This window comes from Sphingomonas sp. PP-CE-1G-424, from assembly GCF_004341085.1.
GTDB lineage: Bacteria > Pseudomonadota > Alphaproteobacteria > Sphingomonadales > Sphingomonadaceae > Sphingomonas.
Genome location: NZ_SLXW01000001.1, coordinates 711,214 through 731,066, shown reverse-complemented (window position 1 = coordinate 731,066; position 19,853 = coordinate 711,214). Strand labels below are relative to the sequence as shown.

Here is a 19,853-nt window from a genome sequence, read left to right as displayed (position 1 = left end):
TGATGATCCCGTTCCTGATCGAAACGCGGGGGAGCCACGCGTGAGCTTCTTCGCACGCCTCCGTGACTGGCTGTCCGGTCTGCTCGATCCCGAGCCGCCGATGTCGAGCCTGCCCGACCTGCGTATCGCGGTCGGTACGCCTGTGCAGGAAGCCTCTGCGACGGTGCGTCCGGGCGCGCGTCCGGGGTCGGCGACGCAGCCGGTTCCGGGGGCGGTATCGCAACCGGCGCGCGCGAACGCGGGCGTCATGGCGATCAGCTCGCAGCGGACTCGTATCCATGCGGCGTTCGATGCCGGGATGCCGGTCGAGCATCGCGCCGGTCTGGCCGGGCGCGCGCGCGAGCTCGACCGACTCGTCGAGGCGGTTCTCGAGCATGGCAAGCACGGCATCGTGTTCGGTGCGCGCGGGTCGGGCAAGACGTCGCTGTCGCGCGTGTTCGGCGATCTGGCGGACGAGGCCGGGGCGACGGTCCTGTACAATCTGGCCGGCGGCGACATCGATTTCTCCGAGCTGTGCCGTCCGTACCTCGTCGAGCTGATGTCGATCCCCGGCGAAGGCGTGCGGCGGATCGATATCCAGCCGCTGCTCAACGCGCCGTTCGACGCGCGGCAGGTGGCCAGCATCCTCGCGGAAAAGGTTCGCCGGCCGACGATCTTCGTGCTCGACGAGTTCGACCGGATCGAGAACCTGGCGACCAAAACCGAGATGGCGACGCTGATGAAGCTGCTGTCCGACATGCGCTCGCCGGTCCGGATCGTCGCGGTCGGCATCGCCGCCAATCTCGAGGATCTGATCGAGGGGCATCCGTCGCTCCGCCGGCATATCGTATCGGTGCCGATCGGCGGGATCGAGACCGAGCAGCTCAAGGCGCTGCTGCTGCGCTGCTGCGAGACCGCGGGCATGACGATCGACGACGACGCGGCCACCAGGATCTCGCGATCCGCGGTGGGGTCGCCCTATCATCTGCGGCTGTTCGGATCGAATTGCGCGATCGCGGCAAGCCGCGCGGGTCAGGACCATATCGACGACGCGGTGGTCCAGCAGGGTCTGGTCGACGCGTATGCCGAGTGGAGTGCGCTGAGCCCGCGCGCGGCGGCGGTGGTCGCCGATATCCAGCGCCTGCCGAAGCAGATCGCGACGGCGGCGGCGGTCATCTGCCTTGCAGCGGCGATGCGGACCCGTATCGAACGCACCGAGGTGGTCCTGGTGCTCGACGAAGACGGCCATGACGATGCGACGATCGCCGCGGCGTTCGCGGCGTTGAGCCCGATCCTGCGTGCCAGCGCGATCGAAGGCAGCTATTATTTCGACGATACGCTGGCACCGCAATTCTATCTGCTTGTGTATAATCGCAGGATCGATCCGACCCGGATCAAGACCCCCGGGCTCGACGATCTGCGAACTGTTCTGGAACGGGGAGTGCGTGATCTGTGATCGGTTTCACTGACTTGGTAAGCGCGATCCGGTATAGGCTCCGGCTTGTCCTGATCGTGGGCGGGCTGGTGTTTCTCGCCATCGCCGTGCTCGGCTTCACGCGCCCCCGCGCCTACACCGCATCGTCGTCGGTGCTGGTCGATCTGACCCAGCGCGATCCGGTCAGCGCCAACAGCGTGACCGGTTCCGACAATAGTTCGGTGCTCGAATCGGTGATCGGCACGCAGGAGGACATCATCCGCAGCGATGCCGTGCTCGGCGAGGTCATTCGCCGCAGCCCGCAGTTCCAGAGCGCGAAGCTGGGCGATACGCCCGCGGAGCGGACCCAGAACGGCCTTGTCATGCTGCGCCGCGATCTCGCGATCAGCAACGAGAAGGGCAGCAACGTGATCCGGCTCAGCCTGACCGCGAACACGCCCGAGCAGGCGGCCAAGACGCTGAATCTGATCGTCGACACGTTCCTGACCAAGCAGGTGACGCTGCGCAGCGGCAGCGCGCAGGGTAACGCCAAATGGTACGACGCGCGGACTCGCGACGTCCGTGACCGGCTCGAAGCGGCGCAGTCGCGCTTGTCCAACTTCCAGCGGCAGCACGGCATCGTCGGCATGAACCGGATGGACGTCGAGGCCGACCGCGTTCGCAACCTGTCGACCGAGCTGGTCTCCGCGCAGGCTGCCGCCGCGGTCGCGCAATCCAAATCGGGGTCGACCGCGCAGCCCGAAGTCGCGCAGTCGACGATCGTCCAGGACCTTCAGCGTGAGAGCGGTATGCAGGCGGGCAAGGTCGCCGAACTGTCGAAGACACTTGGTCCGAATCACCCCGACATGCTGGCCGCCAACGCGCAGCTGGCGGCGCTGCGCAGCCAGCTCGAATCGGCGCGATCGATCCAGGCGCAGGCATTGACCGCATCGAGCTCGGCAGCGGGCCGGCGCGAGTCGCAGATTCGCGCCGATCTGGCCGCACAGCAGACGCGCATGCTCGCGCTGTCGGGTGTGCAGGACCAGCTGAACGTGTTGCAGCGCGACGTCGATGCGGCGCGGGCGACCTACGACACGGTGCGTCAGCGCTACAACGAGGCGACGCTGCAATCCGAGGTGTCGCAGGCCAATGCGAGCCGTCTCGATCGCGCGGTGGCGCCGACGCTGCCGTCCAAGCCGAACCTGATCCTGTGGGTGATCGCGGCGATCGTGCTGGGCGCGGGTGCCGGCCTCGCCTCGGCGATCGGGCAGGAAATGCTCACGCCGCGGCTGCGGACCCCGTCGGGGACCGCACGCGCACTCGATCTCGACGTGATCGCCGACATGACCGACATCGAAAGCGGGACAACGGGCTGGCGAGCCCCGCGCAAGGAGGCAATAGCGTGAGGCTTCGTTCGACCACTGGTCCCGCATCGTTTCGTTCCGACGGCGACGATACCGGATCGTCCCATGTCGCCCCCGGCAGCGTCGATCCGCTGGTCGTCGCGGCCTATGCGGCCGACACGCCCTATGTGGTGGCGGCGCGCGCGATCCGCAGCTCGATCCTGCAAAGCTATGGCGAGACCGATCGCCGGTCGCGCGCGTGCGCGCTGATCGGCGTCGATTGCGACGAGGCGCTCGCCGTGCTGGCCGCCAATATCGGCGTGGTGATGGCGCAGGCCGGATCGCACACGCTGATCGTCGACACCAATCGCGCGCATCCGCGGATCGCCAGCCTGTTCCAACTGGCCGATCATGCCGATCACCAGGGCACCGCGATCCCGGGCCTGCTGGTGCAGGGGACCGGATCGGATGGCGGCAGCGGCGAGCCGATCGAGCGGCGGTCGCTGCTCGAACAGCATGACGCGGTCGCGACGTCGAGCGGCCAGATGCTGGCCGTCGCCGCGATCCATTCGACCAACGGCGCGACCAGCATCGCCGACGCGATCAGCGGCTTCGACGCGGCGGTGATCGTCGTCCGCAAACACCGGACCAAGCGCAGCGATGTGCGCGGGCTGATCGAAGTGCTCGACCAACACGGCATTCCGATCACCGGCACCGTCCTCGTCTGATCGCATGGCCGTGTCGACCGGACCGCGCGGGGATGGCGGCGCGCCCGGCGTGCTGCATGTGTGCGACAGCATCATCGGCGGGACGGGGAGCTTTCTCGCCGAGCTGCTGACCCCGCAGGCGGAGCTTTACGGCCCCGCCGCGCTGACGCTGCTGATGCCCGAGCAGCACCGCGACCATATCGAGCCGCGGCTGCGTGACAGCGGGATCCGGTTCGAATATTTCGATCGGCCGAACCGGCTGCGCGGGATGGCGAAACTGTTCTTCGCGTATCGACGCGTGCGGCGCGCGACCCGGCCGGACATCGTCCACGCGCATTCGTTCGGCGCCGGCGTGATCACGCGAATCCTGCGGTTCGGGCGGCGCCCTCGCGTGCTGTTCTGTCCGCATGGCTGGGCGTTCAGCATGCAGGTGTCGCCGAACGTGCGGCGGTTCATCGTCGCGGTCGAGCGTTATCTGGCAAGGGCGGCGGACCGCATCATCCTGATCTCGCCGCACGAACGTGACGTCGCGGTCGAGGCCGGCTTGCCCGAGCGCAAGCTGGTGACGATCAACAACGCGATCGCCGCAGCCCCGCCCCCGGTCGCGGCCGCGCGGTGGGACGACTCCCGGATCAAGCTGTTGTTCGTCGGGCGGCTCGACCGGCAGAAGGGGCTCGATCTGCTCCTGGAGGCGATCGCCGGCCTCGGTGATCGCTATGCGCTGCGAATCGTCGGGCAGGCGGTGCTGTCGACCGGCACGGGAAGTCCGACACCCGATTTCGTCGACTATGTCGGATGGCGCGACCGCAACGGCGTGGTCGCCGAGATGATGGCGGCGGATGCGATCATCGTGCCGTCGCGCTGGGAGGGCTTCGGCCTGGTTGCGATCGAGGCGATGCGAGTCCGCCGCGCGGTGATCGCGTCGACCGCGGGCGGGCTGAACGACATCCTCGACGGCGGACGCTACGGCGTGAGCTTCCCGGCGAACGATGCCGCCGCATTGCGCCGCACGCTGGAAACGCTCGACCCCGCCACGTTGCCCGACTGGGGCGAGCGGGGCCATGCGCGCTTCATCGCCGAATATACCGCGGAGAAAATGGTCGATGCGGTCGACCGGGTGTACCGGTCCGCGCTCGACGACTGACGCGGTCGCGCCCCGATCAGGACGCTTCGGCGATCAGCTTGGCGGCGGCGGGCGTGTTCCATTCATAGCCGCCGGTCATCCGCCACACTTCCTTGCCCGCCGAATCGTACAGAATCGTGGTCGGTAGGTTCGCCTGGTAGGCAAGGCTGAGGCCGAGCTTCGGGTCGAGATACGGCTTCAGCGTCGAGAATGTCTTCGCGGCGAAGAACGGCGTCACCTTCTCCGCGCCCTGCATGTCCTGGCTGACCGCGATCACCTGCACCTTGCCGGCGAGCGACTTCGCGGTGGCGTCGAGCGTCGGCATTTCCGCGACGCACGGCGCGCACCAGGTCGCCCACATGTTGAGCAGCAACGGCTTGCCCTTGAACGAGGCTAGCGTGACCGACTTGCCGTCCGGCGCGGTGAAGGCGACGGTCGGGCCGGTCTCGCCCTTGTGGCTGCGGTCGAGCTTTTCGGCGGGGGCGGTCGCACCGGTCGCCTCGTCGGGAGCTGGGCCGGACGCGACCTCGTCGGCGGACGCCGTGTTCGCCGCGACGACGTTTGCTTGCTCCGGCGCGGGCGATTTCCTATCGCAGCCGGCGACCAGCAGGCCCATCCCCATCACGGCGGCGATCGGCCCAGACTTTAACAGCGAATTGAACACAGGATTCGAGAACATGGACGGTTCCAATTCGATGTGGGGCGGGCGGTTCGCCGAAGGGCCGGCAGCGGTCATGCGCGAGATAAACGCCTCCATTCCCTTCGACAAGCGGCTCTGGCAGCAGGATATTGCCGGCTCGAAGGCACATGTCGCGATGCTCGGCAAGCAGGGCATCGTTTCGGCGGAGGACGCGACGACGATCTCCGCCGGGCTCGACACGGTCGCGGCGCATTATGCCGAGCACGGCGTCGAGGAGGATCTGGTCCTCGAGGATATCCACATGCAGACCGAGGCGCGGCTGGCCGATGCGATCGGGCCGGTCGCGGGACGGCTGCATACCGCACGTTCGCGCAACGATCAGGTTGCGACCGATTTTCGCCTTTGGGTGCGCGATGCGATCGACCAGGCGCTGGCGGCGCTCGCCGGGTTCCAGGCGGCGCTGCTCGGGCGGGCTGAAGAGCATGCGGCGAGTGTTATGCCGGGCTTCACGCACCTCCAGTCCGCGCAGCCGGTGACGCTGGGGCATCATCTGATGGCGTATCACGCGATGATCTCGCGTGACGTCGGGCGGTTCGCCGATGCCCGCGCGCGGATGAACCGATCGCCGCTTGGCTCGGCTGCGCTGGCTGGCACGGGTTTCCCGATCGACCGGGCGATGACCGCCGAGGCGCTCGGCTTCGACGGGCCGATGACCAACTCGCTCGACGGCGTCAGCGACCGCGATTTCGCGATCGAGTATCTCACTGCCGCGACGCAGACCTCGCTGCACCTCTCGCGGCTCGCCGAGGAGTTCGTGCTGTGGGCGTCGCAGCCGTTCGGGTTCGTCGCGCTCAGCGATCAATGGTCGACCGGCAGCTCGATCATGCCGCAGAAGCGCAATCCCGATGCCGCCGAGCTGGTGCGCGGGCATGCCGGACGCATTCTCGGCTGCATGACCGCGCTGATGGTGACGATGAAGGGCCTGCCGCTCGCCTATTCGAAGGACATGCAGGACGACAAGCCGCCGGTGTTCGAGGCGCACGACCTGCTCGCGCTGTCGATCGCGGCGATGACGGGCATGGTCGAGAGCGCGACGTTCCGCACCGATCGGATGCGCGGGCTGGCCGAGAGCGGCTTCGCGACCGCGACCGATCTCGCCGACTGGCTGGTGCGCGAGGCGGGGCTCCCGTTCCGCGAGGCGCATCATGTCACCGGGCGTGCGGTGAAGCTGGCGGAGGAGCGCAAGGTCGCGCTCGATGCGCTGCCGATCGAGGACCTGAAGGCAATCGATGCGCGGATCGACGAACGCGTGTACGGCGTGCTCTCGGTCGATGCGTCGGTCGCCAGCCGGACCAGCTTCGGTGGCACTGCGCCCGATAATGTGCGTGCTGCGATCCGCGCGGCTCGGGGAGAGACGGCATGAAGCGGTGTGTTGGATTGGCGGGACTGGCGTTGGCGCTGTCGGGATGCGGTGCGGCGGATGGCTTGAAACCGGCCGAGGGCAAGATGCTGCCAGTCGCGCCTTACGGTGCGAAGACCCGGCCGACGCCGGCGCAGTTGCTGACGCCCACCACGCAGCAACGCCCCAAGCGCAGCGACGAGCTGCTGACCCAATCCGACGAGCGGCGTAGCGACGAGTTCGACCTGCCGCCGCCCAATTGAAGACCTTATCCATGGACCATTTCGCCTATCGTGACGGTGTGATGCACGCCGAGGACGTCGCCCTGCCGGCGATCGCCGAGGCCGTCGGCACGCCCGTCTACGTCTATTCGACCGCCACCTTCCGCCGCCACGCGCAGGTGTTCCGCGACGCGCTGAAGGGCGCGGGCCGCGTCCACCTAGCCTATGCGATCAAGGCGAACCCCAACGTCGCGGTGCTGCGCGTGCTTGCCGACGAGGGCTACGGCGCCGACGTCGTCTCCGCGGGCGAGATGCAGCGCGCCCTGGCGGCGGGGATCCCGGCGTCGGACATCGTGTTCTCTGGCGTCGGCAAGACGCGGCGCGAACTGGCGCAGGCGCTCGATGCGGGGATCGGCCAGTTCAATCTGGAGCTGGAGGAAGAGGGCGAAGTCCTCGCCGCGCTCGCCCATGCTCGCGGCGAGCGCGCGCCGGCGGTGCTGCGCGTGAACCCCGACGTCGATGCCGGCACGCACGCGAAGATTTCGACGGGGCGCAAGGAGAACAAGTTCGGCGTCGCGATCGACCAGGCGGTGGCGATGTTCGACCGGTTGTCGAAGCATGACGGGCTCGACCTGCGCGGCGTCGCGATCCACATCGGCAGCCAGCTGGCCGATCTCGCGCCGCTGGAGGCAGCTTATGGGCGGATCGGCGAACTGGTCGCGGAATTGCGCGCCGCGGGGCACACGATCAGCCGCGTCGATCTCGGCGGCGGGCTCGGCGTGCCGTACAAGCCCGGTGACGTGCTGCCGAGCCCCGCCGAGTACGGCGCGATGGTCGCGCGCGCGACCGCCGACTGGGACGTCGAACTCATGTTCGAGCCCGGCCGCGTGATCGCAGGGAATGCGGGCGTGCTGCTGACCGAGGTGATCTGGGTGAAGCCGGGCGTGGTGAACCCGTACGTGATCGTCGATGCGGCGATGAACGACCTCGCGCGCGTCGCGATGTACGACGCGTATCACGATTTCGTCGCGGTCGTGCCGACCGGCGAGCGGATGACCGCCAACATCGCCGGGCCGGTGTGCGAGACCGGCGACACCTTCGCGATGGGCCGCGACATCGACGCGGTGAAGTCGGGCGATCTCGGTATCTTCCGCACCGCGGGCGCATATGGCGCGACGATGGCGTCGACCTACAACAGCCGTGCGCTGGTGCCCGAGGTGCTGGTCGACGGCGACCGGTTCGCAGTGGTCGCCGACCGCATTCACCCCGAGACGATCCTGGCTGCGGAGCGCGTGCCGGAATGGCTCAAGCGGTGACATTACCCGCGCCGCTACAGAGCCTGCCGCTGTTCGTCAGGCTGTCGGGGCGCCCGGTGATCCTGCTGGGCGAGGGCGAGGCGGCGGATGCGAAACGGCGATTGCTCGATCGCGCGGGGGCCGACGTGGTCGGTGAGGATGCTGCGGCGTCGCTCGCGATCGTCGCGATCGACGACGAGGACGACGCGCTGGCGGCGGTAGCGCGGCTGAAGGCGCGCGGCATCCTCGTCAACGCGGTCGACCGCTCGGCGCTGTGCGATTTCACGCTGCCGGCGATCGTCGACCGTGCGCCGGTGTTGATCGCGATCGGGACGAGCGGCGTGTCGGCGGGGCTCGCCGCGGCGCTGCGGCAACGGTTGGAAGCGATCGTCCCCGCCGATCTCGGCAAGCTCGCGCTGGCGTTGCAGGCGACGCGTGGCGCGTTGCGGGTGCGTTGGCCCGACATGGGTGAGCGACGCCGCGCGCTGGCGACGGCGATGGGGGCGGGCGGGATGCTCGATCCACTCTCGCCGACACACGACGTCGACGCATGGCTGGCCACACCAGACTCCCCTCCCGGGAAGGGAGGGGCAGGGGGTGGGGCGGCTGCTGATGCGCGGGCCGACTCCCAACTGGCCTACCCACCCCCAACCCCTCCCTTTCAGGGAGGGGAGCAGGTTGCGATCCGCCTCACCTCCACCGATCCGGACGACCTTACGTTGCGGCAGGCGCGGGCGCTGGCGAGCGCCGACCGGGTCTATCATAGTCCCGATGTGCCCGCGGCAATCCTCGATCGCGCGCGTGCTGATGCCGCGCGACACTGCGCGGCGATGCCGGCGGATCCGGGCACCGGCCTGTCGGTGGCGATCGAGATGGCCCTGTGAGCGGCTTCGGCTTTCGCATCACCAATGGCGAAGCGACGCGCGTCGACGTCAAGGAAGCGCTCGACTGCACCGCCGATCTCGTCTGGGTGCATTTGTCGACCACTGCCGAGCATGCGCAAACCTGGCTGCGCGACGAGGCCAAGCTGCTCGATTACGTCGTCGATGCGCTGACCGCGACCGAGACCCGGCCGCGCTGCGAGGCGGTCGGCGACGGCGCGTTCGTCAATCTGCGCGGGCGATCGAAGGAGGAGCTCGACACCTCCGACCTGCTCGCCTCGGTGCGGATCTGGGCGGTGAAGGGCCGCGTCTATTCGGTCACGCGGAAGCCGTTGATCGCGGTCGCCGAGGTCGAAAAGATGGTCGAGCGCGGCGAGATCCGCGATCCGGGCGATCTGATCGCCGCGTTCGCGACCGCGATCACCACCGATCTCGATCCCGACGTGGCGACGCTCGGCGACGAGCTCGACGACTGCGAGGAACAACTCGACGCCAACCGCGTGTTCGAACTGCGCCGCACGGTCAGCAAGGTGCGCGTCGCCGCGATCGGCTATAAACGCTTCCTCAACCCACAACGCGCGGCGCTGGAGAAGCTGGCGGCGCTGCCGGGCGACTGGCTGGCCGACGACGATCGCCTGCACCTCGCCGCAGCGGCTGATCGTGCGGCGCGGATGGCGGAGGAGCTCGAATCGATCCGCGAGCGCTCGGCGCTGGTCCACGAGACGCTGACCGATCTGCGTGCTGAGCAGATCGACAATCGCTCGCTGATCATCTCGATCGCGGCAATGGTGTTCCTGCCGCTGACCTTCCTGACCGGGCTGTACGGGATGAACGTCAAGGGCCTGCCCTATGCCGAGGAACCCTGGGCGTTCGACGCGATCGCGGTGGCGTGCCTGGTGATCGCGGTCGGCGTCGTGGGATATTTCTCCGCCCGCCACTGGTTCCGGCGGTAGCGCCTACGCCGCGCTGACGGTCCGCCAGGCCTGCGCGATCTCGTCGAGCATGTCCGCCGAATCGCGGAACGGGCGGGGATCGAGGCCGATCGAGGCGTTGATGATGGTTTTCCGCGCGCCACCGTACAGCCGCGCCAGCGTCTCGGCGACCGCGCCGCCATTCTCGAAATCGAGACCCGATTCGAGCGCGAACAGGATCGCGGTGGCGCGCGTGATCCGCTCGCTCTTGATCGCGAGCTTGCCCTTTTCGGCGGCCCAGGCAGCGGCGCGCAGTGCGGCGACGAGCTCCTTGTACAGCAGCTGGACGAGCGCCGGGCCGTCCGCCGTCGCGGTGCGGCCGACCGCATCGATCTGGCGATAGGTAGCGAACGGGTCGCGGGTCAGGGTGGTCGCGTAGGTCACGAGTCGCTCTTGTTCCACTGGGCGATCTGGCCGGCGAGGAACGTCTGCGTCGACTTGTACGCCGACACGCGCGAATTCATGCTGGCATATTGCTGGGTCAGGCGCGTGTTCATCTGGGCCGACTGGTCGGTGACCTTGTCCTGCTGGTCGGTGACGACGGATTGTGCCGCGGTGTAGCGCAGCGCGGACGCACCGAGCCCGGTCAGCGTGCTGGTCGCGCCGGTGGTCAGCGCGGTCAGCGTCGCGGACAGGCCGAGCGCGTTGGTCCCCGACGGCGCAAACATCGATTCGATCGTGTCGGGGTTCGCCGCGATCTGTTTGGCGAGCAACACCGCATCGACGCGCAACGTGCCGTCGGTGCTGGTCGCGACGCCGATCTCCGACAGCGTGCGCGGGATACCCGATACCGCGCCGCCGACGAGCGCCTTGGACGACAGCGCCTTGAACGATCGCAGCAGGCTGGTCGCGGCGGGATCGGAGCGGAGATTGCCGGTGATCGGATCGGTCTGTGCGGTGATCGCGGCCAGCACCTGGTTGTAGGTGTCGACGACATCGCTGACCGCCTGCGTCAGCGCGTCGGTCGGCGGGGTGCTGCCCAGCGTGACCGGGACCGTCGAGACGGCGTTGAGCTGGAGCTTCACGCCGTCGACCAGATCGCTGATGGTGTTGCTCGGGCGCTCCACGGCGATGCCGTCGACCGTCAGCTGCGCGTTCTGCGCGGTCGAGACGAGGCTGGTTTTCGTCGCGCCGCCGCCGATATCGACCGCATCGCCGGTCGCGCCCTTCAGCGTGAACGCCTGCGCGTCGCCGGTGCCGCCCTTGACCGACAGATAGGCGCCGCCGTTCGCATCCGTGACGACCGAGGCGGTGACGCCGGTCTTCGCGGCGTTGATTGCCGAGGCGATCGAATCGATGCTGCCGTTGCCGACGGCGATCGATACGGGGGTGCCGCCGCCGATCGTCAGCGTGAGCGCGCCGGTGCCGAGGTTGGCGGTGCGATCCGCGACCGCGGTCGTGGTCCGCGCGACCTGTGCGGTGGCGAGGCGCGTGACGGTGACGCTGGCCGCCAGAGTCGACAGCTTCGCACCGGGCAGTGCGGTGGCGGACAGGATTGTGGTGTTGGAGCTGCTCGGCTGGGTCTGGAGACTGCCGCTCTTCACCAGATTGGCGAGCGCGGTGGAGAACCCGGTGATCGCGCTCTTGATCGTGCCGATTCCCGAGATCTGCGCGGTCAGCGTGTCGGCTTTTGCCTTCAACGTTGCGGTCTTGGTCGCGAATTGCGCGTTGACCAGCGCAGGGACCAGCGTGGAAGTATCGATCCCGGAGCCGGTGTTGAGCGACGTCAGCAGCGCCTGAGTCGCCGACTGGATGACGCTCGTCGCGCTCGGCGTGGGGGTCGCAGTGGGCGTCGGCGTGGCCGTCGTGCTGGTGGTCGAAGTTACCATGGCGAAATCCCTGCACTGCGCACGCTTACGATCAGTAACGGCCGGGCCGCCGCGATCTTTAGGCCTGTTTCATCCCGTTTTCGTCGAATCGCGCGTCCTTCGGCACGGTGACGAACGGCTGGACCGGCGCGGCCGCCCCGCCCCCCGTGCCGCCGGCTGCGACGTTGAGCCCGAACACGAACGCGAGCACCGTCGCGATCGCCATGTAGAGGTCGTCGCGAACCTCCTGGTTTTCCTTGCTGGTGTAATAGATCGCACGCGCCAGCATCGGATATTCGAGCACCGGCACGCGGCCCTCCGCGGCGAGTTCGCGGATCGCCAGCGCGGTCGCACCGCGACCCTTGGCGACCACCACCGGCACCTGATCCTTGCCGCGATCATAGCGCAACGCCACCGCGAAGTGCGTCGGGTTGGTCAGCACGACATGCGCCTCCGCGACCGACTTGCGCAGGCCCCCGCTCGCCATCGCGCGCATCTTGGCGCGCATCTGGCCCTTCGCCTCGCCATTGCCCTCGGTCGACTTGTGCTCGTCCTTCACCTCCTGCTTCGACATCCGCATCTTGCCGAGGCGGCGAATGATCTGGATCGGCAGGTCGATGCCAGCGATCGCGCACAGCCCGAACGCCATCGCGATCAGGATCGCCTTGAACGTGCCGCCGAGCGACGACAGCGCCTGGTTGAGATCGGCCGACGAGGCGAGCCCCATCGTCGTATGCGCCGCCTTCCACAGCATCCAGCCGCCGATCGTGCCGAGCAGGATCACCTTCAGCAGCGACTTGCCGAGCTCGATCCAGCCGTTCGACCCGAAGATCCGCTTGAGCCCCGCGGCAGGATCGACACGGCTGTATTTGGGCGCCATCAGCTTGCCGTTGAAGCCGAGCGAGCCGAGCCCGGCCTGGCTGAGGATCGCGGCGGCGATGGTGACGACGAACAGGCTGATCAGCGACGGCGCGAGCTTGCCGCCGGCGTCCATCAGCGGCCGCCACGGCGAGAAATCCTCGACATCGGCATGCGTGAACTGGAAGCTCGATGCCATCACCTGCTTGCACGCGGTGATCAGCGTCGGGCCGGCGTAGATCAGCCAGCCGACACCGGCGACCATGCTGAGCGCGGTGGCGAAATCGCGCGATCGAAGGATGTCGCCCTTCTCGACCGCATCCTTCTTGCGCTTGGCGGTTGGCGATTCGGTCTTTTCACCGCTGTCCTCAGACATGAGCCGCCGCCGCCATCAGCCGAGCACCAGGTTTTCGGTCGCCGACAGCCCTTCGCGGACGATGACGAGCATGTAGTCGCCCATCGTCGGGAACGCGATCGCCAGCGTGATGACGCCGACCGCGAGGCTCGCGGGCAGGCCGACCGCGAACAGGTTGAGCGCGGGCGCGGCGCGGCTCAGCATGCCGACGACGATGTTGAGGCAGAGCAGCAGGAAGCCGACCGGGAGCGCGAGCAGCAACCCGGCAAGAAACGCATAGCCGCCGAAGAACGCGATCGCCTTCAGCCGCTCGACACCGATCCATGCGGCACCTGGGGGGAGGACGTCGTAGCTCCGGACGATCAGGTCGATCAGGATCAGGTGGCCGTCGACCGACAGGAACAGCAGGGTCAGCATGATCGAGAAGAACTGACCGAGCGCGGGGGACGATTTGCCGTTCTGCGGGTCGATCGAGGAGGCGAAGCCGAGCCCCATCGCGCCGCCGATCACTTCGGCCGCAATCATCGGTGCGGCGAACGCGATCTGGAGCACGAAGCCGAGCGCGAGGCCGACCAGCGCTTCGGCGGCGGCGGACAGCATCGTCGGAACGCTGAAGATGTTTTCCGGCGGCACGATCGGATGCGCCGCGAGGACGAGGAATCCGATCGCGCCCGACAGCGTGACGCGCACGGTGACGGGCACCGAGACGTTGCCGAACACGGGCGCGGCGATGAACGTCGCGCCGATCCGGATCATCACGAAGAAGAGCGCCCAGAGCTGGGGCTCGATCGAGAGGCCGAAGCCTAGCATGGCGCAGACCGCGAGAGCGCGCACGCTGCGCGCCACGCGTGCAAGCCCGGCCGGCCTCGGCAGCGCCGAGGACCGACGACGCGGCTTTGCCGTGGCGCAATGCTGTTCGAATTCCTGTTCGGATTATGTGCCACGCCGCGGCAAAGCCGCGTCGTCGGACGGGAGCTTTGCCCCGCCGGCCGGGCTTGCGCTAGCAGCGCGGGCGTGGCCGCGCTGGCGCTGCGCCTCACTTCACCAGATCCGGGATGCGCTCGAAGATCCCGATCGTGAAGTCACTCAGCAACCCAAGGATCAGGCTCCCGAAGATCAGGATCGACACCGCGACCACGACCAGTTTCGGCACGAACGACAACGTCTGCTCGTTGATCGACGTCGCCGCCTGGATCATCCCGAGGATCAGCCCCGCGAGCAGCGCCGGGATCAGGATCGGTGCACTGGCGAGCGCCAGCACCCACATCGTCTGGTTCGCGACGGTCAGGAAATATTGCGCGTCCATGGCTTACAAAACTGCCGTTCGTGCTGAGCGAAGTCGAAGCACAGGAGTCTCAGGCCCTTCGACTACCGCCCTTGGCGGTAGTTCATCCTGAGCGCCTGCCTTGCAGGCAGCCGAAGGGCTCAGGGCGAACGGTAGGTGTGGGGCGAACAGGAGTGTGGGGCCGTGCATGGCTCTACGTCGCGAACGAGTTGGCGAGGCTGCCCATCGTCAGCGCCCAGCCGTCGACCAGCACGAACAGCAGCAGCTTGAACGGCATCGAGATGATCGTCGGCGAGAGCATCGCCATGCCGAGCGACATCAGCACGGTCGCGACGACGAGATCGATGACGATGAACGGCAAGAAGATCAGGAAGCCGATCTGGAACGCGGTCTTGAGCTCGGACGTGACGAACGCGGGGAGCAGGACCGAGAAGGGGATGTCGAGCGACGACGCGTAGGGGCCGGACTTGGCCATCTGCGCGAACATCGTGACGTCCTTAACGCGTGTCTGCTTGACCATGAACGCGTGCAGCGGCACGCCTGCGGTGGTGATCATCTGCGTGCCGGCGAGCTTCCCCGCGGCGTAGGGCTGGATCGCGGTCGTGTTGATCTGGTTGATCGTCGGCGCCATGATGAAGAAGCTCAGGAACAGCGACAGCCCGAGCAGCACCTGATTCGGCGGCGTCTGCTGGAGGCCAAGCGCCTGGCGCAGGATCGCGAGCACGATGATGATCCGCGTGAAGCTGGTCATCATCAGCAGGATCCCCGGCAGGATCGTCAGCAGCCCCATGATGATGAGGACTTGCAGCGAGAGCGACAGCGAGCCGCTCTGGCCGGTGTTGCCCGCGGCCTGTCCGCCGAGCTGGCCGAGCGCGCGATCGACCGCGTCGCCGACGGCGGGGTTGGTCGGGGCAGGGACGCCCTGCGCGAAGGCGGGCATCGCGAGGAACAGGGCGAGGAGGACGGCGAGGCCTATCCACACCCACGCGTTGGCGCGCGACCGGGGCGCAGCGTTGCGCAATGCGCCGTTCGTGGCTCCTGGATTCCCGCGTTCGCGGGAAAACGGCTTGGCCTTCGACGCGGCAAACAAGGCCGGACCGGAACCTTGGCGCGTCACTGTAGCGCGGGGGGTCATGCGTCGACCTTGTCGATCAGGTGCACGCCGCCGCGGCCGACCGAGACGAGCAACCGGCGGCCTTCGAAATCGATCACCGCCAGGCGCAGGCCCGGCGAGATCATCATCGTTTCCTTGACGCCGATCAGCCGCGTCGAGGGCTTGCCAGGGATCCGGCTCTCGAACTTGCGCCACAGATACAGGCAGCCGAACATCAGGCCGCACACCAGTGGCAGCAGGATGACGAGCTTGAGGATATAGGTCCAGAGCATCGGGCTCAGCCGCGCTTGTCGGGGCTGACGAGCTCGGTCATCCGCACGCCGAAGCGTTCACCGACCGTCACCACTTCGCCGCGCCCTATCAGCGTGCCGTTGACGAACACGTCGAGCAACTCGTTGGCCTGGCGATCGAGTTCGATCACGCTGGATTCGCCGAGCGCAAGCAGTTCGCGCAAGGTCAGGCTGGTCGAGCCGATCTCGACGGTCAGCTTGACATCGACATCCTGAAGCAGCCGGAAATTGGCGGCGACGGCGGCGTCGACGGGGAAGCCTCCGGTCATGTCGTTCATGCTGCAAATCCTTCGTCGAAACTGGTAATCGAGGTGAGCTGGATGGCGGCGAAGCCGTTGGATGTGCCGACCGTGCCGCAGCCGAGCCGGTTGTTGCCGACCATCACCGGCACATCGCCCGAGATGGTGATCGGGATCACGTCGCCGGGCTTCAGGTCCATCAGCATCGTCAGCTTGACGACCGGCTCGGCGAGCACCGAGCGGATCGGGAAGCGCACGTTCATCGCGGCCCGCGTCAGCTCGGTGCGCCAGGCCGGATCGGGCTCGGCCGACTTGCCAACGACCTTCGCGGTCAGCGACGGCGCATGCGGCTTCAGCGCGGAAACGGGATAGACCAGATCGAGGAACACCGGCTTGGCGCTGCCCGCGGCGATGCCGAAGCGCGTGACGATCATCGCGTCCTCGCCGTCGAGATCGGCGATCATCGCCGGGTTCACCTCGACGCGCGTCGGCAGAAAGTCGAACCGCGCCATCGGCTCCCACGCGGTCTTCAGCGGCGCGGCGATCATCTGGCCGATCCGCGCGACCATCGCTTCTGCGGCGGGCGAGAATTCGGTCGGCAACGTGTGCGGCGCGGCGCCGGTGCCGCCGAAGAACATGTCGAGCATCTCGAGCACGAACTTGCCGTCCATGATGCACAGCGCCTGCGCCATCCCCGGCGTCATGATCAGCGGCAACCACGCGGTCAGCGCATCGCTGCGTTCCGCGCGGTAGTCGGTGAAGCGCTGGACCACCAAAGGCTCGGCCCAGCAGCGGACTTCCTGGCGCAGCAACGGCTCGAACACGCCGCGCAAACCGCGTGCGAAACGGGCGGAGAGATGCTGCAACGAGTGCAGGTCGCCGAACGGATTGAGCTTGGCCCCGCCGAGCACGCCCTGATGCAGCACGCCGTCCTTGGGCGCGCCGGAGCGATCCCGGTCGCGTCGCTCGCGTGTCTTTGCTGAGGCCTCGTTAACCATGCCTCACTGAACAACGAAACTGGTAAAGTAAACGTTACCGATGCCGCCGAAGCCTTCCTTCTGCTTGAGCGTATCGTTGATCGCTTTTGCCAATCTGGCCTGCAACTGGCGCTTGCCGTCGCTGCTCATGACCTGCTCCTCGGTGGTGTCGCCGAGCGCCATCAGGATCGCCGAACGGACCGCGATATCGTTGGTCTTGAGGTTGGTGATGACGGTGTCGTCGTACGGCGTTGCGACCGCGATCCCGACCTGGACGAAGTGCGACGAGTCCTGGAGATTCGAGGTGAACTCCTTCTCCATCGGATAATAGGTCGAGGCGTATTTGTCACCGCCCTCTCCTGCGGGGGGCTTCATCCCGTGGTTTTCGGGGGCTGCTTCCTCGCCGCCGTGACCGCCGCCTTCGCTGCCTTCGGTGGGATGCTTCTGCTCGCTTTTCGGGACGAGTTTGGGCTTGCCGTCGTCGGCCGCCGCAGCGTGACCGCCGCCGAGCAGGCCGGCGTTCGACGCGTAGACGCCCGCGCCGACGCCGCCGCCGACCAGCACGATCAGCGCGACGCCGCCGATCAGGATCGTCTTCATCTTGCCCTTTTTCTTGGGCGTGGCGTCGGCAATATCTTTCTTGTCGCTCATGTCAGGGTCCTTCGGGTCAAGCGATTCGGGTGTCTTCGTGCGCGTCGTCGATCACCGCGGCTGGCGCGGTCGTCGGGCGATTCGGAGAGTGCGGCGCGGTGGGTGTGCGCTGCTGGCTGGAGCTGGCGGCACCGTCACCGAGCATGCCTTGGCCGAGCTTCAGGCCGCGTGCTTCGGCGAGTTCGACGAGCCGCGGCTGCGCATCCTGCAACAGGGTGCGCGTCGCGGCCTGGTCGGCGTTGAAATGGACGTGGACGGTATCGCCGTCCTTGCGCATCGAGACGTCGATCGCGCCGAGCGCGTCGGGGACCAGGCGGATCCGCGTATCGGTCGCATCGGCGGCATCGCGCAGGATCTCGATCCGCTCGATCATCGCATGCGGCCAGCGCTCCTGCCGCATGTCGAGCGGCGCCTGCTGTGCCTCGGCGGTCTTGATCGCCAGCGGGGATACCGGCGCGCTAGCGGCGATCGATGGCGCGGTCGGATCGGTCGCATCACGCTCGTCGCGCGTCTTGGCGGCCTGGATCGCGGCGCCGAACACCTGGCTGGCCGAGGCGACGGTGCCGGGTTGCGGCTGGACCGCGGCGGGCTGCGCAAGCGCGAGCGCGACGGGGGTGGTCGCCTCGGTCGCGAACCAGCGCGGCGTGGCCGGCGCGGTGTCGGCGGCTGGCGCTGGCACCGACGATTGCGCGGTCGAACCGGGTTCGGTCGCAAGACCGAGTGGGGGAATCACGCTTGAGATTTGTGGCGCGACGGGCACGGTCGCCGCTAGCGCCACGATCTGCAACGGGGGAGTCGCGACGGCCGTGGTGGTGACCGAGGTGACGGGCGTCAGGGCGACCGGCGTGACTTCCCGCGATGAGCTCTGGCTACGGTCGACGGCTCCCATCGCAGATCGCGGCGAGGCTGTGGCGACGGGTAGGGCGCTAAGCTGCGCGACTGGGCGTGGCGCGATCGGGATTTGCAGAATCGCGGATGGCGCGACGGGGATCGCCGTTAGGACAGCCGGTTCGGCCTTTGCGAGCTTCGGCGCGTTGCGGGATTGCCGGGGGGCCGGAGTGATCGAGGTCCTGAGGTCCGGTTCCGCCGCCATGAGAGGCTTTGCGTCTGCCACACCTGGAGCGATGGGTTTCGCGGCACCGATCGCCGATCCGGCGGGGGCGACAGCGTCCTCGGCCACGATTAGCTTGGTGGCTTCGGGGTGCAGCGCAGGTGCGGGGGGCGCGACGGGCGGGATGTCCGCGTTTGCCTGCGCAAGGGGCGGAGCGAGCGTGGGCTGCGCGATCATGGGCTGAGCGGGCAGCGCCGCTTGATCGGCGGGCGTCGCGTCGGCGGTGTCGTCCGAGGGGGACGTCGAAGTGTCGTTTTTGGCCTTGCCGCCGCGGGGCGCGATCGCGAACGCCGCGGGACGCGCCGCACTGGGGCTCGGACGCGGGGCGATGGTGCGTTTGGCGACGTCGGGCACCGTGGGCTCCGGATTCGCCGGGATTGGCGGCTGTACGAGCGTTAGCGATGTCGGGCGCGGGCCTGCCGCAAGCGGCTCGGCGAGGAGGGTGACGATCGCCGGGACGATCGGCTGTGCGCCCTCCGTCACGATCGGGGTCGGCAAGGCGTTGCCGGTCGCGGCGGCGTCCTGCCGGACGATCGTGCCGGGCGACAGTGTCGGGATCGCGACGATCGGAGCCGGCGGCGTCGGCGCACCGTCCACGGCGGCGTCGTCGTTCGCCTGCGCGAAGGAGCCCGCGAAATCGCCCGGCGTCCGCCCGTTCTGCACGGCCGTCGACCGCGCCGGGGTCGGCAGCGTGGGAGATAGGGTCGCGGTCGGGATCATGCAGGATACTCGTTCGGGCGGCGGCACGGCGCCGGTCCGCTAGCGCTCAGCAAGGATCGTGCCGAACCTTTCGGAACGCGGGCGATTCTTCCATCGCGCGGATCGCTTTCAGCACCGCATCGGCGTCGGCACGCGCGAGCAGCTTTTCGACAGCACTCTGGTCTCGCTTGGCGGCACGGGTCGCCTCGGCGGCGCGGCCGACATGGTGTTCGGCGGCCTGCATGCGTTCGACCGCCGCGTCGGCGGATTTCTGCAGGCGTTCGCGGTAATGCGCGGCAGCGCCCAGCGACACCGCGACCTGTGTCTCGTGGACCGGCGCGACCGCGTCGACGAGCAGTGCGATACGCCCGGACAGGACCTGTTCGCTGGCGAACTTGTCGTGCGCGCGCGCTTCGTCGGCACGGGTCAGGCCGAGCTGGAGCGTGCGGACGCGGTGGATGCGCGCCAGGGTCTTGCCGCGAGCATCCGCCAT

The 19,853-nt window shown here is 68.0% G+C and carries 22 protein-coding genes; 9 read left to right on the top strand and 13 right to left on the bottom strand.

Annotated elements, in window-relative coordinates:
* The first annotated feature begins 40 nt into the window (after positions 1-40).
* Genes C8J43_RS03350 through C8J43_RS03335 form a run of 4 tightly spaced genes read left to right on the top strand, consistent with a single transcriptional unit; the run spans position 41 to position 4,587 of the window.
* Positions 41-1,435 carry an ATP-binding protein gene (locus C8J43_RS03350; protein WP_133029701.1) on the top strand — a complete coding sequence of 465 codons (1,395 nt, stop codon included), beginning with the start codon at positions 41-43 and terminating at the stop codon, positions 1,433-1,435.
* Complete coding sequence (locus C8J43_RS03345) at positions 1,432-2,799, top strand: GNVR domain-containing protein (RefSeq protein WP_060526192.1); 1,368 nt, start codon at positions 1,432-1,434, stop codon at positions 2,797-2,799. Before C8J43_RS03350 ends, C8J43_RS03345 begins: the two co-directional genes overlap by 4 nt.
* Complete coding sequence (locus C8J43_RS03340) at positions 2,796-3,464, top strand: hypothetical protein (RefSeq protein WP_056054098.1); 669 nt, start codon at positions 2,796-2,798, stop codon at positions 3,462-3,464. Before C8J43_RS03345 ends, C8J43_RS03340 begins: the two co-directional genes overlap by 4 nt.
* Positions 3,465-3,474: 10 nt before the next feature.
* Positions 3,475-4,587, top strand: coding sequence for a glycosyltransferase (locus tag C8J43_RS03335; protein ID WP_165899529.1), 1,113 nt, complete (start codon positions 3,475-3,477; stop codon positions 4,585-4,587).
* A 16-nt stretch (positions 4,588-4,603) separates the two neighbouring features.
* Here the strand turns inward: C8J43_RS03335 and C8J43_RS03330 are convergent, their stop codons facing one another.
* Positions 4,604-5,245 carry a TlpA disulfide reductase family protein gene (locus C8J43_RS03330; RefSeq protein WP_243645384.1) on the bottom strand — a complete coding sequence of 214 codons (642 nt, stop codon included), beginning with the start codon at positions 5,243-5,245 and terminating at the stop codon, positions 4,604-4,606.
* Here C8J43_RS03330 and argH point away from each other — a divergent pair.
* From argH to C8J43_RS03305, 5 genes are read left to right on the top strand one after another with little or no spacing between them, the layout of a single operon-like run.
* On the top strand, positions 5,244-6,629 hold the full coding sequence (argH, locus tag C8J43_RS03325) for an argininosuccinate lyase (protein WP_243645383.1): 1,386 nt from the start codon (positions 5,244-5,246) through the stop codon (positions 6,627-6,629). The genes C8J43_RS03330 and argH overlap by 2 nt on opposite strands.
* A complete protein-coding gene (locus C8J43_RS03320) occupies positions 6,626-6,868 on the top strand; it encodes a hypothetical protein (RefSeq protein ID WP_056054108.1) in 243 nt (80 codons plus the stop codon). Before argH ends, C8J43_RS03320 begins: the two co-directional genes overlap by 4 nt.
* An 11-nt stretch (positions 6,869-6,879) precedes the next feature.
* Complete coding sequence (gene lysA / locus C8J43_RS03315) at positions 6,880-8,142, top strand: diaminopimelate decarboxylase (protein ID WP_133029698.1); 1,263 nt, start codon at positions 6,880-6,882, stop codon at positions 8,140-8,142.
* Complete coding sequence (locus C8J43_RS03310; protein ID WP_133029697.1) at positions 8,127-9,005, top strand: bifunctional precorrin-2 dehydrogenase/sirohydrochlorin ferrochelatase; 879 nt, start codon at positions 8,127-8,129, stop codon at positions 9,003-9,005. The genes lysA and C8J43_RS03310 overlap by 16 nt, the downstream gene beginning before the upstream one ends.
* Positions 9,002-9,955 carry a zinc transporter ZntB gene (locus C8J43_RS03305; RefSeq protein ID WP_133029696.1) on the top strand — a complete coding sequence of 318 codons (954 nt, stop codon included), beginning with the start codon at positions 9,002-9,004 and terminating at the stop codon, positions 9,953-9,955. The genes C8J43_RS03310 and C8J43_RS03305 overlap by 4 nt, the downstream gene beginning before the upstream one ends.
* 3 nt (positions 9,956-9,958) lie before the next feature.
* Here C8J43_RS03305 and C8J43_RS03300 read toward each other — a convergent pair whose 3' ends face one another.
* The 12 genes from C8J43_RS03300 to C8J43_RS03245 all read right to left on the bottom strand — a co-directional run bounded on the left by C8J43_RS03300 (position 9,959) and on the right by C8J43_RS03245 (position 19,853).
* Positions 9,959-10,357 (bottom strand): flagellar protein FliS, encoded by a 399-nt coding sequence (locus C8J43_RS03300; RefSeq protein WP_060526200.1) that lies wholly within the window; start codon positions 10,355-10,357, stop codon positions 9,959-9,961.
* Positions 10,354-11,802, bottom strand: a complete 1,449-nt coding sequence (gene fliD, locus C8J43_RS03295) for a flagellar filament capping protein FliD (RefSeq protein ID WP_133029695.1) — start codon at positions 11,800-11,802, stop codon at positions 10,354-10,356. Before fliD ends, C8J43_RS03300 begins: the two co-directional genes overlap by 4 nt.
* A 58-nt stretch (positions 11,803-11,860) precedes the next feature.
* Positions 11,861-13,015 carry a flagellar type III secretion system protein FlhB gene (locus C8J43_RS03290; protein ID WP_056054124.1) on the bottom strand — a complete coding sequence of 385 codons (1,155 nt, stop codon included), beginning with the start codon at positions 13,013-13,015 and terminating at the stop codon, positions 11,861-11,863.
* 15 nt (positions 13,016-13,030) lie between these two features.
* Entirely contained in the window at positions 13,031-13,804 is a 774-nt protein-coding gene (fliR, locus tag C8J43_RS03285; RefSeq protein WP_121885885.1) for a flagellar biosynthetic protein FliR, read from the bottom strand.
* Positions 13,805-14,030: 226 nt separating this feature from the next.
* Entirely contained in the window at positions 14,031-14,300 is a 270-nt protein-coding gene (fliQ, locus tag C8J43_RS03280; protein ID WP_055874447.1) for a flagellar biosynthesis protein FliQ, read from the bottom strand.
* A gap of 172 nt (positions 14,301-14,472) precedes the next feature.
* Complete coding sequence (fliP, locus tag C8J43_RS03275) at positions 14,473-15,414, bottom strand: flagellar type III secretion system pore protein FliP (RefSeq protein ID WP_133029694.1); 942 nt, start codon at positions 15,412-15,414, stop codon at positions 14,473-14,475.
* A complete protein-coding gene (locus C8J43_RS03270) occupies positions 15,411-15,665 on the bottom strand; it encodes a flagellar biosynthetic protein FliO (RefSeq protein ID WP_056054129.1) in 255 nt (84 codons plus the stop codon). Before C8J43_RS03270 ends, fliP begins: the two co-directional genes overlap by 4 nt.
* A gap of 5 nt (positions 15,666-15,670) precedes the next feature.
* The gene (gene fliN / locus C8J43_RS03265; protein ID WP_056054132.1) at positions 15,671-15,961 is read right to left on the bottom strand and encodes a flagellar motor switch protein FliN; all 291 of its coding nucleotides are present in this window, start codon (positions 15,959-15,961) and stop codon (positions 15,671-15,673) included.
* Entirely contained in the window at positions 15,958-16,920 is a 963-nt protein-coding gene (locus C8J43_RS03260; RefSeq protein ID WP_056054136.1) for a flagellar motor switch protein FliM, read from the bottom strand. Before C8J43_RS03260 ends, fliN begins: the two co-directional genes overlap by 4 nt.
* A gap of 3 nt (positions 16,921-16,923) precedes the next feature.
* Positions 16,924-17,550, bottom strand: a complete 627-nt coding sequence (locus C8J43_RS03255) for a flagellar basal body-associated FliL family protein (RefSeq protein ID WP_133029693.1) — start codon at positions 17,548-17,550, stop codon at positions 16,924-16,926.
* A 16-nt stretch (positions 17,551-17,566) separates the two neighbouring features.
* The gene (locus C8J43_RS03250) at positions 17,567-19,381 is read right to left on the bottom strand and encodes a flagellar hook-length control protein FliK (protein ID WP_133029692.1); all 1,815 of its coding nucleotides are present in this window, start codon (positions 19,379-19,381) and stop codon (positions 17,567-17,569) included.
* Positions 19,382-19,427: 46 nt separating this feature from the next.
* Entirely contained in the window at positions 19,428-19,853 is a 426-nt protein-coding gene (locus C8J43_RS03245; RefSeq protein WP_133029691.1) for a hypothetical protein, read from the bottom strand.